The 22,014-nt window shown below is 60.8% G+C and carries 23 protein-coding genes; 7 read left to right on the top strand and 16 right to left on the bottom strand.

What is annotated here, in order from left to right:
- Nucleotides 1-93 precede the first annotated feature (93 nt).
- The 5 genes from BTN45_RS02900 to BTN45_RS02880 form a co-directional block, all read right to left on the bottom strand.
- On the bottom strand, nucleotides 94-1,260 hold the full coding sequence (locus tag BTN45_RS02900; protein ID WP_207588852.1) for a phage portal protein: 1,167 nt from the start codon (nucleotides 1,258-1,260) through the stop codon (nucleotides 94-96).
- Between the two features lie 239 nt (nucleotides 1,261-1,499).
- Complete coding sequence (locus tag BTN45_RS02895) at nucleotides 1,500-1,808, bottom strand: Dabb family protein (RefSeq protein WP_207589616.1); 309 nt, start codon at nucleotides 1,806-1,808, stop codon at nucleotides 1,500-1,502.
- Nucleotides 1,809-1,866: 58 nt separating this feature from the next.
- A complete protein-coding gene (locus BTN45_RS02890) occupies nucleotides 1,867-2,505 on the bottom strand; it encodes a hypothetical protein (RefSeq protein ID WP_207588850.1) in 639 nt (212 codons plus the stop codon).
- A 556-nt stretch (nucleotides 2,506-3,061) separates the two neighbouring features.
- The gene (locus BTN45_RS02885; RefSeq protein WP_207588848.1) at nucleotides 3,062-4,321 is read right to left on the bottom strand and encodes a DNA-packaging protein; all 1,260 of its coding nucleotides are present in this window, start codon (nucleotides 4,319-4,321) and stop codon (nucleotides 3,062-3,064) included.
- Nucleotides 4,318-4,845, bottom strand: a complete 528-nt coding sequence (locus BTN45_RS02880) for a hypothetical protein (protein ID WP_006700089.1) — start codon at nucleotides 4,843-4,845, stop codon at nucleotides 4,318-4,320. Before BTN45_RS02880 ends, BTN45_RS02885 begins: the two co-directional genes overlap by 4 nt.
- 341 nt (nucleotides 4,846-5,186) lie before the next feature.
- Between BTN45_RS02880 and BTN45_RS02875 the strand changes: the two genes are divergently transcribed.
- Nucleotides 5,187-6,827 carry an alpha/beta-hydrolase family protein gene (locus BTN45_RS02875; protein WP_207589614.1) on the top strand — a complete coding sequence of 547 codons (1,641 nt, stop codon included), beginning with the start codon at nucleotides 5,187-5,189 and terminating at the stop codon, nucleotides 6,825-6,827.
- A gap of 23 nt (nucleotides 6,828-6,850) precedes the next feature.
- Here BTN45_RS02875 and BTN45_RS02870 read toward each other — a convergent pair whose 3' ends face one another.
- On the bottom strand, nucleotides 6,851-7,690 hold the full coding sequence (locus BTN45_RS02870) for an SDR family oxidoreductase (protein WP_207588846.1): 840 nt from the start codon (nucleotides 7,688-7,690) through the stop codon (nucleotides 6,851-6,853).
- Nucleotides 7,691-7,833: 143 nt separating this feature from the next.
- Here BTN45_RS02870 and BTN45_RS02865 point away from each other — a divergent pair, with 143 nt between their 5' ends.
- Nucleotides 7,834-8,202, top strand: coding sequence for a helix-turn-helix domain-containing protein (locus BTN45_RS02865; RefSeq protein ID WP_004440721.1), 369 nt, complete (start codon nucleotides 7,834-7,836; stop codon nucleotides 8,200-8,202).
- A gap of 232 nt (nucleotides 8,203-8,434) precedes the next feature.
- On the opposite strand, the gene BTN45_RS02860 is transcribed toward BTN45_RS02865, so the two are convergent.
- The gene (locus BTN45_RS02860) at nucleotides 8,435-8,866 is read right to left on the bottom strand and encodes an Lrp/AsnC family transcriptional regulator (RefSeq protein ID WP_207588844.1); all 432 of its coding nucleotides are present in this window, start codon (nucleotides 8,864-8,866) and stop codon (nucleotides 8,435-8,437) included.
- A gap of 124 nt (nucleotides 8,867-8,990) precedes the next feature.
- On the opposite strand from BTN45_RS02860, the gene BTN45_RS02855 reads away from it, so the two are divergent.
- Nucleotides 8,991-10,091 carry a saccharopine dehydrogenase family protein gene (locus BTN45_RS02855; protein ID WP_207588841.1) on the top strand — a complete coding sequence of 367 codons (1,101 nt, stop codon included), beginning with the start codon at nucleotides 8,991-8,993 and terminating at the stop codon, nucleotides 10,089-10,091.
- Between the two features lie 142 nt (nucleotides 10,092-10,233).
- Here BTN45_RS02855 and BTN45_RS02850 read toward each other — a convergent pair whose 3' ends face one another.
- A complete protein-coding gene (locus BTN45_RS02850) occupies nucleotides 10,234-11,694 on the bottom strand; it encodes a protein adenylyltransferase SelO (RefSeq protein ID WP_207589612.1) in 1,461 nt (486 codons plus the stop codon).
- Nucleotides 11,695-11,865: 171 nt separating this feature from the next.
- On the opposite strand from BTN45_RS02850, the gene BTN45_RS02845 reads away from it, so the two are divergent.
- Both BTN45_RS02845 and BTN45_RS02840 read left to right on the top strand, forming a co-directional pair.
- Nucleotides 11,866-13,584 (top strand): glycoside hydrolase family 32 protein, encoded by a 1,719-nt coding sequence (locus BTN45_RS02845; protein WP_004440712.1) that lies wholly within the window; start codon nucleotides 11,866-11,868, stop codon nucleotides 13,582-13,584.
- Between the two features lie 72 nt (nucleotides 13,585-13,656).
- The gene (locus BTN45_RS02840) at nucleotides 13,657-13,830 is read left to right on the top strand and encodes a hypothetical protein (RefSeq protein ID WP_004440709.1); all 174 of its coding nucleotides are present in this window, start codon (nucleotides 13,657-13,659) and stop codon (nucleotides 13,828-13,830) included.
- Nucleotides 13,831-13,849: 19 nt separating this feature from the next.
- Here the strand turns inward: BTN45_RS02840 and BTN45_RS02835 are convergent, their stop codons facing one another.
- Complete coding sequence (locus tag BTN45_RS02835; RefSeq protein WP_207589610.1) at nucleotides 13,850-15,235, bottom strand: MFS transporter; 1,386 nt, start codon at nucleotides 15,233-15,235, stop codon at nucleotides 13,850-13,852.
- A 176-nt stretch (nucleotides 15,236-15,411) separates the two neighbouring features.
- Between BTN45_RS02835 and BTN45_RS02830 the strand changes: the two genes are divergently transcribed.
- Both BTN45_RS02830 and BTN45_RS02825 read left to right on the top strand, forming a co-directional pair.
- On the top strand, nucleotides 15,412-15,660 hold the full coding sequence (locus tag BTN45_RS02830; RefSeq protein WP_004440706.1) for a hypothetical protein: 249 nt from the start codon (nucleotides 15,412-15,414) through the stop codon (nucleotides 15,658-15,660).
- 35 nt (nucleotides 15,661-15,695) lie between these two features.
- Nucleotides 15,696-15,998, top strand: a complete 303-nt coding sequence (locus tag BTN45_RS02825; protein ID WP_207588840.1) for a hypothetical protein — start codon at nucleotides 15,696-15,698, stop codon at nucleotides 15,996-15,998.
- 48 nt (nucleotides 15,999-16,046) lie between these two features.
- On the opposite strand, the gene BTN45_RS02820 is transcribed toward BTN45_RS02825, so the two are convergent.
- The 7 genes from BTN45_RS02820 to BTN45_RS02790 form a co-directional block, all read right to left on the bottom strand.
- Complete coding sequence (locus tag BTN45_RS02820; RefSeq protein ID WP_207588839.1) at nucleotides 16,047-16,247, bottom strand: heavy-metal-associated domain-containing protein; 201 nt, start codon at nucleotides 16,245-16,247, stop codon at nucleotides 16,047-16,049.
- 46 nt (nucleotides 16,248-16,293) lie between these two features.
- Nucleotides 16,294-16,716, bottom strand: a complete 423-nt coding sequence (gene cueR / locus BTN45_RS02815) for a Cu(I)-responsive transcriptional regulator (RefSeq protein ID WP_004440702.1) — start codon at nucleotides 16,714-16,716, stop codon at nucleotides 16,294-16,296.
- A complete protein-coding gene (locus tag BTN45_RS02810; protein ID WP_207588837.1) occupies nucleotides 16,713-19,298 on the bottom strand; it encodes a heavy metal translocating P-type ATPase in 2,586 nt (861 codons plus the stop codon). The genes cueR and BTN45_RS02810 overlap by 4 nt, the downstream gene beginning before the upstream one ends.
- Before the next feature lie 49 nt (nucleotides 19,299-19,347).
- Nucleotides 19,348-19,728, bottom strand: a complete 381-nt coding sequence (locus BTN45_RS02805) for a YkvA family protein (protein ID WP_004440697.1) — start codon at nucleotides 19,726-19,728, stop codon at nucleotides 19,348-19,350.
- A gap of 67 nt (nucleotides 19,729-19,795) precedes the next feature.
- Nucleotides 19,796-20,404: a class I SAM-dependent methyltransferase gene (locus tag BTN45_RS02800; protein WP_207588835.1), complete on the bottom strand. Its 609-nt coding sequence runs from the start codon at nucleotides 20,402-20,404 to the stop codon at nucleotides 19,796-19,798.
- 34 nt (nucleotides 20,405-20,438) lie between these two features.
- Entirely contained in the window at nucleotides 20,439-21,263 is an 825-nt protein-coding gene (blaOXA, locus tag BTN45_RS02795) for a class D beta-lactamase (RefSeq protein ID WP_004440693.1), read from the bottom strand.
- 170 nt (nucleotides 21,264-21,433) lie between these two features.
- On the bottom strand, nucleotides 21,434-21,913 hold the full coding sequence (locus BTN45_RS02790; RefSeq protein WP_003497144.1) for a YcgN family cysteine cluster protein: 480 nt from the start codon (nucleotides 21,911-21,913) through the stop codon (nucleotides 21,434-21,436).
- Nucleotides 21,914-22,014: the final 101 nt, after the last annotated feature.

The following is a 22,014-nucleotide window of genomic DNA, read 5'->3' as shown; positions in this document are numbered from 1 at the left end:
TCTTCGGAATCGCTTGGACGGATGAGCTCACAAAGAGAATCCGCTTCTTCAGACAATGCTTGAACCGTCAAAGCGAAAGCAAACGCCGTCCGTTCAATAACCGACGGCCTCGCGTTTTTCCTCGTCGCTCAGGAACGAGGCTGCGCCGATGCGTGTCCAGAGCGCGTCCCGCTCGCCCGCGAGCCCGGCAATCCGATCGAGATCGGCTTCCAGTCGCAGCCCCACGCCGAAGATCGGCGCAAGCCAACCGCAAAGCCTCGCCGCCGTGCGGTTGACGAGCGGCAGCACGGTGAGGCGATAGAAGGCGCGGTTTGCTTCCTGGTAATTCGCATAGGTATTGTCGCCGGGAATGCCGATCAGCATTGGCGGTACTCCGAGTGAGAGCGCGATATCGCGGGCCGCGCCGTTGCGGGCTTCCAGAAAGTCCATGTCGCGCGGAGATAGTCCCATCGCCTTCCAGTCCAGCCCGCCCTCCAGAAGCAGCGGCCGGCCGGCATTCATGGCGCCCTGATAGCCCTCCTCCAGCTCGCGCTTCAGCCGTTCATATTGTTCGGCGGAAAGATTGCCGCCTTCCCGCGGCTGATAGACCAGCGCGCCGGAAGGCCGGGCGGAATTATCGAGCAGGCGCTTGTTCCACTGGCTGGCCGCGTTGTGGAGATCAAGCGCCGCGCCGGCGGAGGCGAGCGGCGCGAACCCCACCCGGTCATCCAGCGGATGGAACAGTTTGAGATGCAGCAGCCCCAGCCCGTCCCGCTCGGCGGCGATGCACCGCGTGGCCCGGCCTTCGGCGCGGTAATCATAAGCCGCCGGCCAGCCATCCGGCCCTTCGACAATGCTGACCCGGTCAGGCCGGAGAAGATGCAGTTCACGCAGCTGCCCGCCGATCACAAGCGGCTCGACATAGGCGTTTCCGGCCAGCATGAGGTGGCCATAAAGCGCCTCGAAGAAATCCGGCCCGCCCATGTGGGCGCCCGGCCTCGCCAGAAGCGCCAGCAGCGGATGATCGCCTATCTCGTCATCGCCGTCGTAAAGCAGCCAGTTCACCGACGCGGCCGCTTCCGCCACCATGCGGGCAGCCCGGTGGGCTACGGGATTCTTCATGAAACCCTCACGGGCAAGCGCGGCATAGGACCGGCCGGACCAGAAGGCCTGCCCGCCCTGCATGGCCACGGCCATGAAGCCGCCAGCCATTTTCCGGTTTTCGGGCATGGCGTTGCCATCCGCCGGGCGCTTGCGCGGCAGGGAAAAGGGAAATCGCATGACGGTGTCCTTGTTTGTGATGTTCCTCATCCCTGGCTTGTCACAGGGAACCAGCCAGCCCAGCTCTTTGGGCCGAAGAGAGTCTTGTCGTCGCGCAGACACGCGTCGGCTGGTTTCCTGCGACAGGCACAGAAATAAGGGATACCGGGACTCAAAGCCCAAACGGAAAAAGATTTTTTTCGCCGGCTCTCGGCAGACGACGGGCAGATGCCCGTCACTTGCGCAGCTGAACCGAACCGTTACCGGATCGGTGCTTTTACTGCCGTATCGCTGTCGAAATCGGCGGCGACGCGGGTTTCCCGCAGCGGCTTCACCGTGCGGGTGGAAAGATCATAGGCGGGATCGGCCTTGTAGGCCGCCAGCGCCGTCTCGTTTTCGAATTCGCCATAGACGATGAAATCGACGGAATTGCCCCATTGGTCCTTCTTCACATTCTCGCCGATTTCCAGCTTCAGCGCATGCGGAATCGCGGTAAGGCCGGAAAGGCCCTTGCGGACGGCGTCGCGGTTTTCCTCGGGAACGGTGAAAAAGACGATATGGCGGATCACGGTGTCACCTGTCATGCGAAATTCGAAGGCGGCCTTCTCGGCGCTGCGTAACGGGTTATCACCTGGGCCGCGCCGGTTCAATCCGCGCCGCAAGAAGGGCCCGATGAAATGCGCGCCCATAATTGCCCACCAGGCTGGCCCGGTCGCTGCCATTGATGATGGCGCGCGCCGCATCCCAGTCTTCGCGCTCTGCATCGAAGAAATCCGCAAGACGTCTGCCGGTGAAGCTGCCGGCCACCATGCCCTGGATCAGGATAGTCGTCGCCACGTCCGCTTCCATGGCGCGCTCGGGGCGGTCGGTTAGATCCACCCCGGTCAGCACTGACATGGTCTCATAATTGCGGCGATGGGTCAGCTGAACGAAGCCACGTCCCAGCCAGCTTTTCCCTTCCGCATCACGCCGCCAGTAGGGTCTGCGGACCATCGGCAGGCCGCCGGCGGCAAAGGCGCGGTCGAGCCGTGCGATCGCTTCGGCATCGGTTGTCGCCAAAGTCTCGCGCACCGGCTGCATGGTTGCCGCCGTCTCGTGGAAAGCAGTCGCCAGCATATAAGCCAGCCACCGGGGATCGCCGCCGGGCAGCGCCGTCGCAAAGCCCGACAGGATCGTCTTCATCCCGGCAAGCTGCGCCGTCTGCAGCCGCCCGCCGAACAGGGATTTCCGCACCGACGCGACGAATCGCGCCTCGTCAAACACCATGGCCTGCTCCTGATATGACACTTGATATAACTTGGGGTTCATGACCCCTGACGTCCGTCAGGACTAAATCGATTTGAAAAAACCTTAATCGATTTTAATCCTCGGACCGGGGTTTTGGAGTAAAAAATTCCTTGAATTCCGGAACCTTAGCGCGCTAACTCCATTTACCGCGCAATCCTGCAGCGTTAACCATTCAAGGAGGAATGCCACCATGACAGCGACAATCCCCCAGACCGTTTATGACCGTCTCGAAAACGAGTGGCGCCAGATGCGTGAAACCGGCTCCCAGCCGAAGCCGGCGCAATCTCCGAAGAAATAATATTTGCCCGACGCCCGAAATCGGGCGGGTCCTTCACTTTTTCTTCTCCCCGCTGGGGAGAAGATGGCCCCAAGGGTCAGATGACGGGCAAGCTCCTGACATCCATGCTCTCGCGGCACATCTTGACCGTTGCCTCTTCATCCCGCGTTGCGGTCCTTCTGCCCAACGGGAGAAGAAACAGGCGGCACGCTTGAGGCGTTATTGGCTCTAGGTCCCTGGAGCCACTAAATCACCATCTCACATCCCCCGCACCTTCGGTTCGCTGGTCACCATCGTCGTCAGCGCAGTGATCGCCCAGACGAGTGCGTCCAGCCTGTCCGGCGAGCGCCCGGTCGACAGGCCTTCCGGTCCGAAATCCGTCATCTGGTCCTCAAGCTTTTCAAATCGCGCGGCGTGGCGCACCCTTCCCTGCTCATAGAGCGCGGCGACCGGTTCGGCGCGGGCGAACTTTCCGCGGCTTGCCCGCACCAGCGTCAGCGGCAGGTTGGCCTCTACGCTCTGCAGCATGGCGCGCACCATCTCGCCGCCTTGATTGACCTCTGCCACGACGCGGTCAGCCTCGTGGCGGCGGAAGGCGGCGACGACGGCGCGAGCCCAGCCGGCCGGCGTCTCGCCTTCCACCGAACAATCCGCAAGCACCGTGAGACGCCCGGCCATGCCCAGTCCCGCCACGACGATGCCGCAGCAGGAATTTTCACCACTGCCGGCCGGCGGATCGACCGACACCACGATCCGCGAAAGCGGCGCAGCCGCAACCTCAACGATCGCTTCCAGATCGGCGCGTTTCCATAACGCGCCCTCGCGCTCATCGATCAGTTCGCCGCCAATTTCCTGACGGCCGAGCCGCGTGCCCCCGTAGCGGTCCTGCATGGCTTTCAGAAAACCGGGAGAAAGGTTCCGCGCGTTCATGGCCGTCGGCATCCGGGCCACCCGGCTCGAAGGATCGGCCAGAAGCGCCTTCAGCAATGGAATGGGCCGTGGCGTGGTCGTCACCAGCTGTCGTGGCAATTCACCCAGACGCAGGCCGAACTGCAGCATGTCCCAGGTTTCCTGTGGATATTTCCATTTGCCCAGCTCGTCCGCCCAAGCCATGTGGAACTGCGGCCCGCGCAGGCTTTCCGGGTCTTCCGATGAGAACACCTGCGCCATCGCCCCGTTGGGCCAAAGCAGCCGCCGACGCGACACCTCGAAGGCGGGACGATGGCGGCGGGCAATACGGCAAATGCCGGAAATGCCGTCGATCATCACCTCCCGGGCATCACCCAGCGTTTCGGCAACCAGCGCGATGCGCAAATCCGATTGCCTGCCGGCGGACGCGACGGCGTGAACCCACTCCGCCCCGGCGCGGGTCTTGCCGGATCCGCGTCCACCGATCAGAAGCCATGTCCGCCAGTCGCCCTCCGGCGGTTGCTGCGGCAGGTTGCCGATGAAACGCCAGTCGCGCAGAAGATTGAAGACCTGCGCCGTCAGATGGGGTCCGGTCGACATATCCGTCATGTGTCGGTTTCTGCGAAGGGGCTGCAAGCGGGATCGGTTGCCATCTTTGCGCGGCATTTCTGTTCAGCCAGTTCATCGATGCGATTGAGGAAATGCGCCACCGCCGCTTCGTAGTCCCCGACCTCGGTTTCGTCTTCGCTGAAAAGAGCTTCCCTTTCTTCCGCCAGCACCCGTTGCAACGCGTCGATCCGCTCCAGCGTGCGGACGATCAGCGAAAGCTGGTCCGTCGCAGCCTTCACATCGGCGCGCGCCAGCTTGCCCGAAGCATCCTCCGCCGTCGCCAGAAAGGCCGCTTCGCTCACTTGGCGGAGATTGCGGTACAGGCAGAACTGCTCGCGCATCTCCTCCGTCAGCTCATTCAGCAATTGCCGCAGGCTGCCGTTGCGCGCCGCATCTTCGGCGGCCAGCCTGTCGGCCCGCGACTTCGTCTCGGGCGCGGCTTCCGGCATGTCGTCAGCCGCATAGGCGGGCGTTTCCGGCCAGACGCTGTAGAGCGCCGGATCGCAATTGCTGGACGTTGTCATGGGATTGGCCTGCGAGAGAAAGAACAAATAAAGAGGAGCCCGCGAACAAGGCAAGTTTGCTTGCACCTCACTCACCCTCATTCCTGTGACAAGCACAGGAACGCGGTGGTGAAGAAAGCGCTACGGGCAGTCCCAAAGACAACCATTGCCGTTCAGCCGCAAATCTCCGACTATAGCCAAACACTATCAAACCACCGTCACGGTGTAAAGGATTATTTTCCTATTTCTGTGATTTTTATCCTGATCACGGGATTTGCACCCTCGTCCGTCACATATTACACTTAGCATCAGGCGGTGAGTAGAAGGGACAAGTCAAGTTGGTAAAACAATGGGTTGAGCGGTTGTTTGCGGGTCTTTCAGCAACCGGCATCGTCTTTGGCACGGTTCTCTTCTGCGCTTCTCTCACACCATCGCTCCTGCCGCGAACATGGCTGATGCAAGGTGTGCTGTGCGGGTTTTCTTTCGCGATCGGTTACATGATCGGCGTCGCCCTTCATGCGATCTGGGCTTATCTGGAGCTGCCTGAACCCTCGCGTCATAATGTCCGCGGCGTTCGGTTTCTCATTGCGCTTGCCGCCGCGATTACGGCGATTGCGTTTCTGTGGCAGGCGAAAGACTGGCAGAACTCCATTCGCGTGCTGATGGAGCTCGATCCGCTCCCCAGCGCGCACCCCACCAAGACAGGCGCCATCGCCATACTGGTGGCTGCCATTCTCATCGGCGCCGGCCGGCTGTTCCAGCTGATCCGCCGTTTCTTTGCGACGCGCAGCCGGCATTTCCTGCCGCGCCGGCTGGCCAATGTGCTCGGCATCGCCGCGGCCATCATTCTGTCCTGGATGCTGCTCAACGGGCTGATCTTCGACATCGGCTTAAGATTTGCCGATTCCTCGCTGAAACAGGTGGATGCGCTGATCGAACCCGATGTGCCGCGCCCGTCCGATTCGCTCAAGACCGGCAGCAGCGCCTCGCTGATGACATGGGAATCGCTCGGCCGTCGCGGCCGCGAATTTGTCGCTGAAGGCCCTCGTAGCGCTGACATCTCCGCCTTCACCCACCGCCCGTCCAAGGAGCCGCTCCGGGTCTATGCAGGCCTGAACTCCGCCTCGACCCCGGATGAAAGGGCATCCCTAGCGCTTGAGGAACTGAAACGTGTCGGCGGCTTCGAACGCAAGGTGCTCCTGGTGGTCATCCCCACCGGCACCGGCTGGATCGATCCGGAAGCGCTCGATACCGTCGAGTATCTGCATGACGGCGATATCGCCAGCGTTGCCGTGCAATATTCCTATCTCTCAAGCTGGATAGCCTTGCTGACGGAGCCGGATTACGGCGTCGAGACGGCGCGCGCTCTGTTTGAAGCCGTTTATGGCTACTGGACCACCTTGCCGAAGGAAAAGCGGCCGAGGCTTTATCTGCACGGCTTGAGCCTCGGTTCGCTCAACTCGCAGAAGTCCTCCGATCTTTACGATGTGCTCTCCGATCCCTTCCAGGGCGCGCTGTGGAGCGGCCCTCCTTTCTCCAGCCCGACATGGCGCATGGCCACCAATGGCCGGGTGAAGGGTACGCCGGAATGGCTGCCGCGTTTCCGCGATTCCTCCGTCATCCGCTTCGCCAACCAATATACCACCGCGCATACGCCTGATGCGACCTGGGGGCCGATGCGGATCGTTTATCTGCAATATGCCAGCGACCCCATCACCTTCTTCGAAGCCGCCTCGCTTTACCGGCGGCCGCAATGGATGGTGCACCACGGGCCAGACGTTTCCACATCCTTCCGCTGGTTCCCGGTCGTCACCCTGCTACAGCTCGGCCTCGATGTTGCTGCCGCCACCACGGCGCCGATCGGATATGGCCATGTCTATGCGCCGGAACATTACATCGATGCCTGGACGGAGGTGACGGCGCCGCAGGGCTGGAATGCCGAGGATATCCAGCGGCTGAAGATGTTCTTCAAGGCCCGCCGCGGCTCCACCGATCCGGCTTAAGCGCGGCGGGCTCTCGTTGAGTCTCAGCCTTTAAGCCGGTCCAGATTGTCGGCGATATAGGTCTCCAGCGAACGCGGCGCATGGCCGGTCAGCGTTTCCACGTCGCCGGTCACCACCGCGGTCCAGCCCTCACGAACGGGATGGAAGATCGAGGCGAGGAAGGACGCGTAGTCCTGCGGCACACCTGCACCCGTGAGGATGCCGATAAAGACCTCGTCCGAAACGGCGGCATAAGACACTGGCTTGCCGATAGCCTGCGAAATCAGTGCTGCCGCTTCGCCGTAGCCAACTGCCCTTGGTCCGGTCAGATTGAAGGCCTTGCCGTCAAAGGCCGTGGATGTCAGAGCGGCGGCGGCGCTATCGGCGATATCGCGCACATCGATGAAGCTTGACTTGCCCTCGCCCGCCGGAACGGCGATCTGGCCGTGGTCGATGCCGGCTTTCCAGTAGCTGTGGAAATTATCGGCAAACCAGTTGGGACGCAGGATGACGTAAGGCGTGTCTGACGCGATGATCTTCAGCTCGATCTGGCGATAGGGAATGGAATCGTCGGCATCGACGCCGAGAACGCTGAGGAACACGATCTTCACCTTCCGGCGTGCGGCCTCCTCGACAACGGGCGTCAGCGCGTCGATGGCATCCAGACGCCCGCCGGAAAGAAGCAGGAACAGGCGGTCAACACCGTCGAAGGCATCCGCATAAGTCGATGCGTCGGTATAATCAAAACGCACCCCTTCCGCGCCGTCCGACGCCCTGCCGCTGCGCGATGCCGCCTTCACGTTTTCGCCCTTGGCCACCAGTGCCCTGACCAGCGGCGTGCCGATGGTGCCGGTTGAACCGATTACGAGTATCTTGCCTGCCATCTCAAATCTCCTTAGTATCTAATGGAAACCATGTTTCGAAAACACAGATACTGCGTTAGAGAAATCATGAAAAGAGAGCACTTTTCGGTTAGCTGGTTTCCTCGCGGAAACCGGCATAGCCTTGAAACAACAGGGTGAAATCGATGGCAAATATCTATGACGTTTATGAGGACCGCTGCCCGACACGCATGGTGCTCGACAGGATCGCCGACAAATGGGCGCTGCTGATCCTCGACAAGCTGCGGCGTGATGCCGTTCGCTTCAACCTGTTACGGCGCGAGATCAAGGGCATATCGCAGAAGGTGCTGTCGCAGACGCTGAAGAAGCTGGAGCGTGACGGGCTGATTTCACGGCAGGCCTTTCCAACGGTTCCTGTCACCGTCGAATATTCACTGACGCCGCTGGGGCGCACGCTGACGGACACCGTGGCGGCGCTTGCCCATTGGGCGGAGGGCAATATGGACGCGGTGATGGCGGCACAGAAGGCTTATGATGAGCGGACGGTGGTTTAGACGGCTTCGCTTTCGCGTAGCGAGAGAAACATAGGAGTGGCAAGCTCCTTTGTTGTTTCGTTTTGCAGACCATCGCTTCCGTCATACCGGACTTGATCCGGTATCCAGCCAGCCCAAGTCCATGGGCTGAAAAGACTCTGTTCCCCGCGCAGACGCGCAGCGACTGGATGCCGGATCAAGTCTGGCATGACGGAAGTGGGTTTCGCTTATCTTCCACTCTTTCAAACGCTTCTTACCGCGAGATCCGCGTCGACAGAATGATCGATGACAGCGTGCGCTCCACGCCGTCCAAGGCGCCAATGCGGTCGATCAGCCGGTCAAGCTCCAGGATCGATGGCGCGGCCAGAATGGCGATCAGGTCAAATGCGCCGCTCACCGAATGCAGCGTCGTCACTTCCTTGATGGCGGCAAGCGCCGCCGTCACCGCCGGCAGCGCCTTGGGCCCGATGGTGATAAGCACATGCGCGCGCACCAACCCGGAAAGATAGCTTTCCGAAAGCCTGAGGCCATAACCCGCGATCACGCCGTCAGCCTCCAGACGCTCGATGCGGGCCTGCACCGTAGTGCGCGAAAGGCCGAGCCTGCGCGCCAGTTCCGCCACCGGCATGCGGGCATTTTCGGAAAGCAGCGCCAGCAGCGCCCGGTCCTTCTCAGTGATCGTCATAATGATCAATCCTGTCGTCTTATCGTTCAATAATAACGAGCGATCTGCACATAGTGAAGCTCCGAATCGCAGTTAAACCGCAATATGATTGTGCCCTACGAATTTTTCTGCGGGGAACAAAAATATGAAAAACATCGTCGTCATAGGCGCAGGCAATATCGGTTCGGCCATCGCCTGGATGCTGGCCGCAACGGGCGATTATCGTATCACGGTTGCCGATCGCTCGGCCGACCAGCTGGCCAATGTGCCTGCTCACGATCGCGTCGACACCGAGATCGTCGACATCACCGACCGACCGGCGCTTGAAGCACTGCTGAAGGGCAAATTCGCCGTGCTGTCCGCCGCCCCCTTCCACCTGACGGCGGGCATTGCCGAAGCGGCCGTTGCCGTCGGCACGCATTATCTCGATCTGACCGAAGACGTGGAATCCACCCGCAAGGTCAAGGCATTGGCGGAAACGGCGGAGACGGCGCTCATCCCGCAATGCGGCCTCGCGCCCGGCTTCATTTCCATCGTCGCCGCCGATCTTGCCGGCAAGTTCGACAAGCTGGACAGCGTGCGTATGCGCGTCGGCGCTCTGCCGCAATATCCGTCCAATGCGCTCAACTATAACCTCACCTGGAGCACGGACGGGCTGATCAACGAATATATCGAGCCCTGCGAAGCGATCGTCGAAGGCCGCCTCACCGCCGTTCCGGCGCTTGAGGAGCGTGAAGAATTCTCGCTCGATGGCGTCACCTATGAGGCTTTCAACACGTCAGGCGGTCTCGGCACGCTTTGCGCCACGCTGGAAGGCAAGGTGCGGACGATGAATTACCGCACCATCCGTTATCCCGGCCATGTCGCGATCATGAAGGCGCTGCTGAACGATCTCAACCTGCGCAATCGCCGTGATGTTCTAAAGGACCTGTTCGAGAACGCCCTTCCCGGCACCATGCAGGATGTGGTCATCGTCTTCGTCACCGTCTGCGGCACCCGCAACGGCCGCTTCCTGCAGGAAACCTACGCCAACAAGGTCTATGCCGGTCCCGTTTCCGGCCGGATGATGAGCGCCATCCAGATCACAACCGCCTCAGGCATCTGCACCGTTCTCGATCTGCTTGCCGAAGGCACGCTGCCGCAGAAGGGCTTCGTGCGGCAGGAGGAAGTGGACCTGCCCAAGTTCCTCGATAACCGGTTCGGCCGGTATTATGGCGCCCATGAGCCACTGGCTCGGGTGGGGTGAGCTACCGGTCTCAGTTCATTCCGTCAACCGGCCTTGAGCCGGTATCCAGCCAGCCCAAGTCCTTGGGCTGGAAATACTCTATTCGCCGCGCAGACGCGCGTCGGCTGGATGCCGGATCAAGTCCGGCATGACGGTGAGGTCGTCACGTCCCGCAAAACGTCCGAAATACCCGCTCATGGCTCATCGGCGGCTGCATATAGACGAAATTGTCCGGCCGCTCCTCGAAGGGCGTCGCAATCGCCTTCAGCATGGCGTGAAAGGGCTCGAAATCATCCTCCTCCACTGCCGCCTCGATCAGTTCCTCGATGCGGTGGTTGCGTGGGATGATCGCCGGATTAACTGACAGCATCGCCGTCGATCTTTCGGAATCGGAAATCCCCTCCCGACCGGCTCTTTCCCGCCAACGGGCGAGAAATTCGTCCGCGCCCGCAATATCGATGAACATGCCGCGGAATGGCTCGGCGTCGCCATTGACGGCATGCGAAAGACGACGGAAGGTCAGCGTATAGTCCGCTTCCGATGCCTGCATCAGCGCCAGCAGCCCCTGCACCAGATTCATATCGCCCTCTTCCTCCGCCGTCAGACCAAGTTTTGCGCGCATGCCGGCAAGCCAGCGTTTGGGAAAGGCGGCAGCGAAATCGGCGAGAACCCCATTGGCGAGTTCAGCGGCCTTTTCCACCTGCGGATCGAGCAGCGGCAGCAGGCATTCCGCCAGCCTTGCGATGTTCCACTGGGCGATGCCGGGCTGGTTGTTATAGGCGTAACGGCCCTGCGCATCGATGGAGGAAAAAACCTTGTTGGGATGATATTCATCAAGGAAGGCGCAGGGGCCGAAATCGATGGTCTCCCCGGAGACCGCCATATTGTCGGTATTCATCACGCCATGGATGAAGCCTACCATCATCCAGCGGGCGATGAGGTCGCATTGCCGTTGCGCTATGCCTTTCAGCAGGGCGAGATAAGGATTGTCTGCCTCTTTCGCCTCGGGATAATGACGGTCGATCACATAGTCCGCGAGGTTCCTGATTGCCTCGTCATCCTCGCGCGCGGCGAAAAACTGGAACGTGCCGACACGGATGTGGCTTGCCGCGACACGGGTGAAGACGCCGCCCGGCAGGCCGACTTCACGCTGCACCCTTTCGCCGGAGAGAACAGCCGCCAGGGCCCGGGTGGCGGGAATGCCCAGCGCAAACATCGCTTCCGATACGATATATTCGCGCAGCACAGGGCCAAGCGCGGCGCGCCCGTCACCCCTGCGCGAGAACGGCGTCGGGCCGGAGCCTTTCAGCTGGATATCACGCCGTTTGCCGTTCCTGTCGATCACCTCGCCCAGAAGAATCGCGCGGCCATCGCCCAGCTGCGGCACGAAACCGCCGAACTGGTGGCCGGCATAGGCCATGGCCAGCGGTTCGGCTCCCTGAGGCACGACATTGCCCGAAAAGATCGCCGCCAGTCTTTCATCGTCAAGGCCGGTGACGTCGAGACGAAGCTCGTCGGCAAGCCCACGGTTGAAGGCGATGAGGAGCGGTGCCTTTACCGGCGTCGGCAGCACCGCGGCGCTGAAACGCTCCGGCAGGCGGGCATAGGAATTGTCAAATTTCATCACGGATAAACTCCCTGCTTTGCCTCTATATGGGGCCGGAGGGCGGCGGATGCGAGCGATAAATGCCGGAGCTCCGCTCCTTCGCCTCATTCAATTTTGCGCAATGAACTTTCCATCGCCATCATCGTTCCTATGCTTGACCCGCAGAATGCCGAAAGGAAAGGAAAAGCAATGACCGTCGTTGAAGCCGTAACCGCCGAACCGGAAAGCGCCATCCGTACCATTCACACCGATCTGCCCGTCAACGCCACCTTTCATGTCTGGCTGAAGGCAAAAAAAGCCGGCGAGCCGGGTGCGGTTTCCTTCTCCAATCAAAACGGAAAATTCGCTGAAGTTTCAAGCGTCAACACCGAAGAGTACGGGTTTCGGATCTATCAGGTTTTTGGCGGCGGCCATGTGGAGCTGAGTTACGACACGGTCACCACCGCCGTTTCGGTGATTTATTGGTTCACGGCATCGGATGTACTCGAAACCGGCATCACGGTTGTTCATACCAAGCCTGACAATGCCGCGCCGGAACTTCCCGGGAGCTACCACTTCCGCCCGCCCTTCGGCTGGATGAATGATCCGAACGGCTTTGGCCGCTTCGAGGGCCGTCCGCATCTGTTTTATCAGCATTATTCGCACGGGCTGCGGTGGAACACCATGCATTGGGGGCATGCGGTCTCCTCCGATTATCTTCGCTGGCGGCATCTGCCGATCTTCCTTTTTCCGTCAGAAGACCTGACCACCCGGCCGGACAAGCGCGGCGGCGCCTATTCCGGCTCCACCATTCCGCTGGTGGAAGGCACCGGCATCCGCGTGTTCTTCACCGAGCAGGTGCAGGACCGCATTCCCGAACAGCAGATACAGCTCACCGCCACCTCTTCCGATCTCATCATGGCAGGGCAGGCAGACGTCATTCTGGGCCATCGTCCGGACGGACAGGGGCTGACGCCGGATTTCCGCGATCCTTACGTCTTTCGCGGTCCCGATGGCTTATGGAAAATGGTGCTCGGCAGCCAGAGCGAGGGCGGCGGTGTCATCCTGCTTTACGAAACGCTCGACCCCACGGCTGCTTCCGGCTGGACCTATGTGGGCAAGCTTTGGGTGGAAACGCGTTATAAAACCACAGCCATCGAATGCCCCTGCCTGCTGCCGCTCGATGGCCCCGCCAATGCCCGTTCCACGCGCTGGGTGCTGATCTACGGACTGATGCACTCGGAAGACCCCGAGACAGGCCGCAAGAACCTGACGATGGCCGATGTGGGCTGGTTCGACGGCAAGGTCTTCACCAAGGAATCCGGTCAGGAGCTCGATTTCGGCACCGATAATTATGCCTTTCAGGCCTTTCTGGACGGGGATAGCATCATCGGCATCGGCTGGCTGGCCAATTGGGCCGACGCCAATCCCGAGATCGATTTCCCCACCTCCATGACGTTACCGCGCCGGATCACTTATGTGAATGGCGAGCTTCTGACCCCACCCATCGGCGCGGCCGAAAGCCTGCGCAGCCACATTCTCGACCGCACCCGGCTTGCGGCCGGCGAGCGCGTCACCTTCATCAACGGCGCAGTGGAGATATTGATCGAGCTTGCGTCGCCGGGGGTGCCCTTCGAACTCGCGCTTGATCACCCGACGGTCACGCTCGGTCTCGTCAGCGACGAAACGGGCCTCTGGATCCGCCACGAGGATGGGCGGGAGGGCCCCTCCCCACATTACATTGCCAAAGGCGCAAGGGCCTCGCGCGTCCGTATCTTTCTGGATTACGGCTCCATGGAGGTTTTTGCCAATCGCGGACGGTATGTCGGCACGAAACGCATCGAGGGCTTCGAGCCCGTGCGCGCCGCTCTTTTAAAGGCCGAGCCCGGGGCGGTGGTCCACGCCACGACCTGGGCGCTGCGTCCCTAAGGAACCTTTTGGCGGATTGGGTGGTTGATAGACCAGAAACGCCCGAAAAATTCCGCCGAAAGGAGAAACGGCATGACCAAAATCCGCGACACCAGCGATCCCATCCTGTTTCCGACGGAAGCCAACGAGAACAAGACCGAGAAGAAGCGCGCCGGAAAGGGTATCGTCATCGTCATCGGCGCGATCGCCGTCATGGCCTTTGTGGTCTATCTGACGGCGATCACCATCGCCACTACCCAGTCCTGACCAGGCCGCGGCGGGGGCGCTAGCGCTCGCTGCGCAGCCCCTTTGCCGTGAAGATCGCCAGCAGCGACACCAGGACACCAAGTCCGTAAAGATACATCATCGGCATCGTCACGTCTGCCCGATCGATTTGCGTCACGAGATCGGTTGCAGCGGCCACGGTGCCGCTTGCACCCGCACCGGCGGCGGCTCCCAGTGTCGCGACCGTGGAGAGCAGAGCGCCCGTCATCTTGCGTTCCTCCTCCGGTGCGGCTTCCATGGCCGCCTGGCTGATACCGGCCCATGACATGCCGAAAGCCGATCCTATCAGGATTTGCCCAAGCAGCATTTCGACCGAACTGCCGGTCGAAAGCCCAAGCCCGAGCAAAATGCAGCCCGGCACCATCTGATACGGGCCGTAATGCAGGCAAACCTCGCGCAGGCGATCGGAGCGCAGGCTTCCGATCAGCATTGCCACCAGGCTCCAGGCGAGCGGCATCGTTACCACGATAAAACCGGCGAAGGTGGGTTCATGACGCCAGAGATTGATGGCGACATAGGCCAGATAGACGCTGCCAAGAGCGTGGGCGTAGGACATCAGGAACAGCACCCAGAAGCCGCTGCCGAGCACCGTCTTCAACCGAAACGAATCCTTCGGAAACAATCCAACGGAAGGCCGTGTGCCCGCGCGGAGCGAGGCCCACAGGAGTGCAGCACCCGCCAGCAGGGACAGGGCGCGCAGGCTCGCATCCTCGAAGGCAGAGGGAGCGGAAAACGCCAATGCGCCGACCAGGCATAGCGCCAGCGGCACAAGCGGCCTGCGCGTCGTCACCACCGGTCGCTCGGCGGAGACGGCAATGGCGGTATAGGCCACGAGCAACAGAATCAGGGGGGCCGACAACAGGAAGGTGGCGCGCCAGGAGATATGTTCCGTTGCGAAACCGCCTGTGAGCGGGCCGATGAACGAGGCGACCGCCCAGATCGCCGCCTCTATGGCGAAGACCTTCGGCAACAGGCCAGAGCGGAAACCGGCGGGAATGAGGCTGTAGCACACGGCAACGATCAACCCGTCCGCCAGACCCTGCAAGGCGCGACCGACGACGACCCACAAGAAGTCGTCGGCGATTGCCGAAAGGATGGAACCCAGAGAAAAGATCAGGCAGCACAGCAGCAGGACCGTGCGCGCGCCGAAACGTTCGCGAAACAGCACGGCGGTGACGCCGCCAGCGACGGAACCGACGAAATAGAGACTGTAGGCCCAGCTATAAAAGGCCGCTCCGCCGATTTCATTCACGGCCACCGGCAAAGCCGTGACGACCGCGAACTGGTTGAAAGCGTGCAGGCCGATACCGGAGGAGATGACGGTTAAAAGCGAGAGATTGGTCCCGCTCAACAATTCACCCCAGCCGTTTTTCTCCGTCATTTCCATACTCGTCAAAGCCGCATCCTTTCGATTTTCGCGATACGGCGGGCAAACTAGAACCTCAAGCGCCATTGAGGTCAAGACAGCTTTTTCGCGCCATTCAATCCGAGGGAATTCGCAGGCGACAGGAACCCTGCGCGTTTCCGCTCGTTTGCCGAATAACCGATAGAAAGGATACCGTCATGGACCGCAAAAAAATCCTGCCCTCGAACGAAGACGCCATGGATGAAGACCTGCTCGACCTCGACATCGACGCCCTCCCCGCCAAGGGAGAAATTCCTCAATTCATCGAGCAGGAAATCGAGGAAGAAGAGGCCGAGAGCGAGGACGACCCCTATCAAGAAAGCGACGAGGCCCTGCCCGACGATGCGGAGGAACGGGTGATCAACCGCAATCCCTCGCGCGAGGGCGGGGCGTTCGACGAGGTTTAACCGCTTGTCAGGCCGGATGCGAGGCGTTTCAACATGTGGCGCTGATGATCCTGCCCACCGAAGAAGACGGCGAGAACACGCAATGTCTTCTCGCCGTCATCAACATCGAAATGAAAGATCGCCTGATTTTTCGCGACCCGACGAAGGCCGGGCAAAAGTTCAGGCATCAATGTCCCGCGAAACGGTGCCTTGCCGAGGGTTTGCATATCCGCCTCAATAGCGCCGATGCGCAGGACCGCCCGCTCGAATGCCTCCGGCAGCGTGTCGCCAAGGCCGCGATAGGATTGAATGAGATGGTCGAGACGGACATTGGAGTTCTGCCTTCAAAGGAAAAATGATGCTACTCAGCAGCATATCTTTCCTTTTCATTCCAGGAACGACGTGCGTCAGCCCGCCCGTTCAGGCGAGTAACCGGCCTCGCGGATTGCTTCCTCCGCGGTTGCGGCGTCACCCGTTACCGTGAGCCTATGCGTGGAAAGATCGATATTGACGGCGGCGTCGGGAAGGACGTCCGAAAGTGCGCCGCGCAGGGTCTTTTCGCAATGGCCGCAGGTCATGTCCGGGATGAGGAAGGTGGTTAGGGTCATGATTTCTCCTATTGGTCGGCGCCGATATTTTCGCACCGGCTTTCTTTCAGTGGGTTCTGGCGGGCTTGCTGTCTGTCTTGTCGGCACCCGCGAGATCGTCGAGGATGGGGCAATCGGGCCGGTGGTCGCCGCCGCAGCAATGGGCGAGATGGGAGAGCGTTTTCACCATGCTCTTCATCTCTGCGATCTTCTGTTCGAGATCGGCGATGTGGACGAGCGCGATTTCCTTTACCGCCGAACTCTCACGGCTCTTGTCCTGCCAGAGTTTAAGCAGCGTCTCGGTTTCTTCCAATGAAAAACCGAGCGTTCTCGCACGTTTGATGAAGCGCAGGTTATGGACATCCTGCTCTCCATAGACGCGGTAATTATTACCGGTGCGCGCGGCGGGGGTGATGAGACCGATCTGCTCATAATAACGGATCATCTTGGCGGAAACGCCCGATGCTTCCGACGCCTGGCCGATATTCACGATTTCACCTCCCGATGAGCGACCTTCGCCCGTTTCAACCGCAGTGCATTGGCGAGAACAAAGACGCTGGACAGCGCCATCGCCCCCGCACCGATCATCGGCGACAGCGTGATGCCGAAAGACGGATAAAGCACGCCCGCCGCAACCGGTATCAGCGCCACGTTGTAACCGAAGGCCCAGAACAGGTTTTCCTTGATGTTGCGCATGGTCGCGCGGCTCATCTCGATGGCGTTGACCGCGCCAAGAAGATCGCCGCCAACCAGCACCACATCGGCGCTTTCGATGGCGACATCCGTGCCGGTGCCGACGGCAATGCCGATATCGGCCTCTGCCAGTGCCGGCGCATCATTGATGCCATCGCCGACGAAAGCCAGCACCTTGCCGTCTGCCCGCATCTCATGGATCGCCTTTACCTTGCCATCAGGCAGCACTTCCGCAACCACACGGGAAATACCGACCTGCCGGGCTATGGCGTTTGCCGTACGCTCATTGTCGCCCGTCACCATAGCCACTTCGATGCCCATCGCCTGCAACGCCTTGATGGCGGTGACACTTGACGGTTTCAGCGGATCGGCGACGGCGATTGCAGCCGCCAGCCTGCCGTCGATCGCGGCATAAAGCGGCGTCTTGCCCTCGTCACCCAGCCTTGCGGCAGCTTCGGCGAAGACATCAACCGAATGACCCAGTTTGGCCATGTAACGATCCGCACCGACCTCGACCTTGCGGCCATTGACGGTGGCCGCGATGCCATAACCCGTCACGCTTTCGAAGTTCTCGATAGTTGCAGCTTCGAGTCCTGCATGGGTCGCCACCTTCTTTTCCTCCGCAGCCCGGACGATGGCTTCGGCAATCGGATGTTCCGAGCGGCCCTCGACGGCGGCGACCAGCGCCAGCACGTCGTTATCGACAAATCCTTCCGCAACCACGAGATCGGTCAGTTCCGGGCGGCCCTTGGTGACGGTGCCGGTCTTGTCGACCACGACGATCTCAGCCGAGCGCAGTTCCTGCAGGGCCTGTCCCTTGCGGAACAGCACGCCCAGCTCCGCTGCCCGACCGGTGCCGACCATGATGGAAGTCGGCGTGGCAAGACCCATGGCACATGGGCAGGCGATGATGAGCACCGCGACCGCATTGACCAGCGCGAATGTATAGGCAGGTTCGGGACCGAAAATCGCCCAGACGATAAAGGTCAGCACCGCAATCGCAATGACGACGGGCACGAACAGCGCGGTAACCCGGTCGACAAGCAGCTGGATCGGCAGCTTGGAGCCCTGCGCCTCCTCCACCATACGGATGATCTGCGACAGCATGGTATCGGCGCCCACCTTGGTCGCCTTGAACTTGAAGGCCCCGGTCTTGTTGATGGTGCCGCCAACAACCGCCGCGCCAACCGTCTTTTCCACCGGCACCGGTTCGCCTGATATCATGGATTCATCGACATAGGACGAGCCTTCGACAACTTCGCCATCCACCGCCAGCCTCTCGCCGGGACGGATGACGACGATATCGCCCATCACCAGATCGTCAGGGGAAATATCGATGGTGGCGCCATCGCGCTCTACACGGGCGGTCTTCGCCTGCAGGCTCATCAGCTTGCGGATAGCGTCTCCGGTGCGGCCGCTGGCGCGGGCTTCGAGAAGCCGTCCGGTCAGGATCAGCGTCACGATGACCGTTGCCGCTTCATAATAGACGAACTGCGCCTCTGCCGGCAGCAGGTCGGGCGCGAAGGTCGCCACGACGGAATAGAGATAGGCGGCAGTAACGCCCAACGCCACCAGCGAGTTCATTTCCGGCGCGCCGCGCAGCAGGGCCGGAAAACCGGTCTTGAGGAAGCGCAGACCCGGTCCGAAAATCACCAAAGTCGCCAGCACGAAATAGATATAATAGAGGTTCTGCGTGTCGATGATGCCCATCAGCCAGTGGTGCATCGGCTCATAGAGATGGCCGCCCATTTCCAGCACGAAAAGCGGTGCCGTCAGGATGGCGGCGATCGTCAGGTCGCGTTTCAGCGCGCCCTCTTCGCCCGCATGCTGCATATGATCATGGCCGCCGCTTTCACCGGCCGTCGCCATCTGGCTCTGGCCGTGGTGATGCCCCTCGTGCTTGTTGTGGGATTGATGGGCGGAATGGTCGTGCGGCTTTGGCGTCGCCAATGCAAAGCCGGCAAGTTTTGCCGTTTCCACCAGCGCGTCCCGTTCACGCCGGCCGCCGATCGTCTCCACGGCGGCCTTGCCGGCTGCGGTATCGACAGTGGCGTTAATGGTGGTTGCGACGGCTTCCAGAACCGCCTTCAACCGCGCCGCATCCGCGTCGCTGTGCAGACCTTCGACGGTAAATTCATGCCGATCCGGTGCAATATCGTAACCCACCTTCTTGATCGCAGCGCCAAGCGTTTTGGCCGAGAAACCTTCAGCCGGCTCGACCGTAAGCTTCTTTGTGGCGAAGTTCACGGAACTCGACATGACGCCGGGCACCTTGGCCGCGGCCGTTTCCACCCGCCGCACGCAGGAAGCGCAGGTCATGCCTTCCACGGGAATGGAAACCGGTTGATTTGGATGGGCGTGTCTGACTGTCTCGTTCATGGGAAATCCCCTTTCGAGACCCTATGTAGGGCTTCCCATGATGGGAAGGTCAAGGGAAGAAGAAATTTTTTGCCGCAAACAAAATCGTGAACGACGCCGCCAGCCACAGAGCGATGAATATGGCAGCAGCCACGCGGCTGACGGGACGGGATTGCGCGGCCGCGGCCGTCAATCGATGCTCCGCCAGCAGTGGCGGCGGCACAAGACGCACCGCAAGGAGGATGCCGAGCGGGACGATGACCAGATCGTCGAGATAACCGATGACGGGAATGAAATCCGGGATGAGATCGATCGGTGAAAGCGCATAGGCGGCGACCAGCATCGCCACCACTTTAGCCAAAAGCGGCGTGCGTGGATCGCGTGCGGCAAGATAAAGGGCGTGAACGTCACGCTTGATGGATTTCGCCCATCGCTTGAGCTTTTCGAGCATGGGAAAGTCCCTGAAACATCCGGTCTGTCGATCCTATGCGGGATCCCCGGGGACTATGCAATGGTCTCTATGATACGATCCGCCTGGCGAGATAAATCGTTGCCCCACCGCATTGCGGATCGTTGACGGCGTGATCCAGAAGCCGGAATCCATGCGTGGCCAAAAGGCCTTCGTAATCTTCACGCGCGAGGCTGGCGTGATAAAGTGGCTTGCCCTGGAGGGTACCGATTGCTTCGCCTTGCACTGGCCCGGCAGTGAACATCAGGGCCGCACCTTCATTGGCATGCTGGCGGAAGATACCGAACATCCGGCGCTGATCCTCGGGACACAGGTGAAAAAAGCTGTGCCAGGCAATCAGCCCATCGAAACGGCGGCCGAGGGCCAGTTCGCGCATATCGGCAACCACCCAGAGTTTTTCCGGAAAGCGGCTGCGGCAAAGTTCGATCAGCGGCAGCGAGGCATCCATGCCGGTGACGTCATAACCGTTGGCAATCAAATAGCCAGCGATCGGCTCCCCCGAACCGCAGCCGATATCGAGAATGGAGCCGCCATCGGGCAATAGCGAGGTGAACCTGTCCAGCCAGGGTTTTTCAACAAGGGAGCGGCCGCGCTCCTTGTCGAAATCGGCGCCGTGCTTCGTATAGAGCTTGATGACATCGCGAGAGGCATCCGACATATGCTGATGTCCTTTCCCGTGTGAGGGCCGTCGCCTACCTGTGCACGGCGAGCCGCGGGATATCGCGCAGGAAGGCGTCGCGCACGGCGGGGCCGAGCGGCTCGTTTGACGGCTTGTCGGAAACACGCAGCCTTGCGAAGACGATGTGCTGGCCTTCACGCTCCGCCCAGCCGACGAACCAGCCGAAGGGGCGGTTGCGGTCGGGGTTGCCCTTTTCGTCACGCATGTAGCCGGTTCCGGTCTTGCCGTGCACGGCCCAGCTTTCCGGCGCATCGAAGACCGGTACGATGGCGCGCGTCTTGGCCTGCGCATCGCGGGAGAAAGGCAGATTGCCGGCAAGCAACCGGCGAAGGAAACCGACCTGCTCCACCGGCGAGATGGTGAGCGACGCCCCCAGCCAGGAATGGGTAAGTCCGTTGTTTTTGCCGGGCTCGCCCGATACATCGGCATTACCGTAACCGAGACGCTTCACATAGGCGGCGAATTTTTCCGGGCCGAGGCGGCGGGTGATTTCGCGCGAATACCACAGCACCGAATCCTGCTCCCAGATGGTCGGGTCGACCGTCTTGCGATCCGAGGCGCGCGCCTCCGTGCCAGGTTTCCAATCCCAGGCGGGCGATTTTTCATCCTGGAGAATACCGGCATCGTAACCGATCAGCGCCAGCGGCACCTTGAAGGTGGAGGCTGGCGCCACCCGCTGGTCGCAGGCGCCCTGCTGGTTGATGATGGCGCCGGTCTCGATTGATGTGACCAGCGTGCATTCGAAGGCCTGGGGCTGTTGCTGGGCGTCAGCGGAAAACGGCAGGAGCCCCGGAAGGGCAAGGCATGAAAGAAAGATGGCGGGCAGCCCGTAGCGCATGCGTTTTGATGTCCCTCGTCCGCTTTTGCGGATCAATTGCCGGAATGGCCGGAAGCTGTCTTTGATTTCAGACAAGTCATAGCCCGAAACCGTGACACGTTTTCGGATGACATGCCTTTAGGAGGCTGATGGGGCAGGAATAGGACCAAAACGAAAATTGCCGTTTTTCATCACGTCCGCTCCTTTTCTCCCGCCCTTTCGCCGACCGTCAGCGGCCAGTCGACCACATAATCCTCGAAGTCGTCAACATCCACATCGGCCTCGCTGACAGTGCGGCCGCGCGCGGAAATGCCGGCCTGATGCACCGTTTCGGTATCGCCGGAGACGAGATAATGCCACCAGTAGAGATCCTTGCCATCGCGCACCAGCGCATAGGCGCAGGTGGGCGGCAGCCAGCCGATCTCGTGAACCTTCTTCAGGTCAAGCTGGATACAATCAGGCACGGTGGCACGGCGGTTCTCGTAATCCGAGCATCGACAGCTCTCGCCGTCGAGCAGCACGCAGCGGACGGAGGTGAACACCACTTCGCCGGTGTCCCAGTCCTCCAGCTTGTTGAGACAGCACAATCCGCAGCCGTCGCACAGGCTTTCCCATTCCTCGCCGGTCATCTCGGTCAGCGATTTGGTTTTCCAGAACGGCGCGTCATTCATCGTTAACATTTCCGTTTCATTTTGATCTCTTGGACGGGAGTGTTTAACCGGTCCCTAATCCTTTATATCGTATCGCCAAGGGCTGGTTTGTACGATATTTT

Source organism: Rhizobium sp. ZX09 (assembly GCF_017357485.1).
Taxonomy (GTDB): Bacteria; Pseudomonadota; Alphaproteobacteria; order Rhizobiales; family Rhizobiaceae; genus Agrobacterium; species Agrobacterium pusense.
This window is presented reverse-complemented; position numbering and strand designations above follow the sequence as displayed.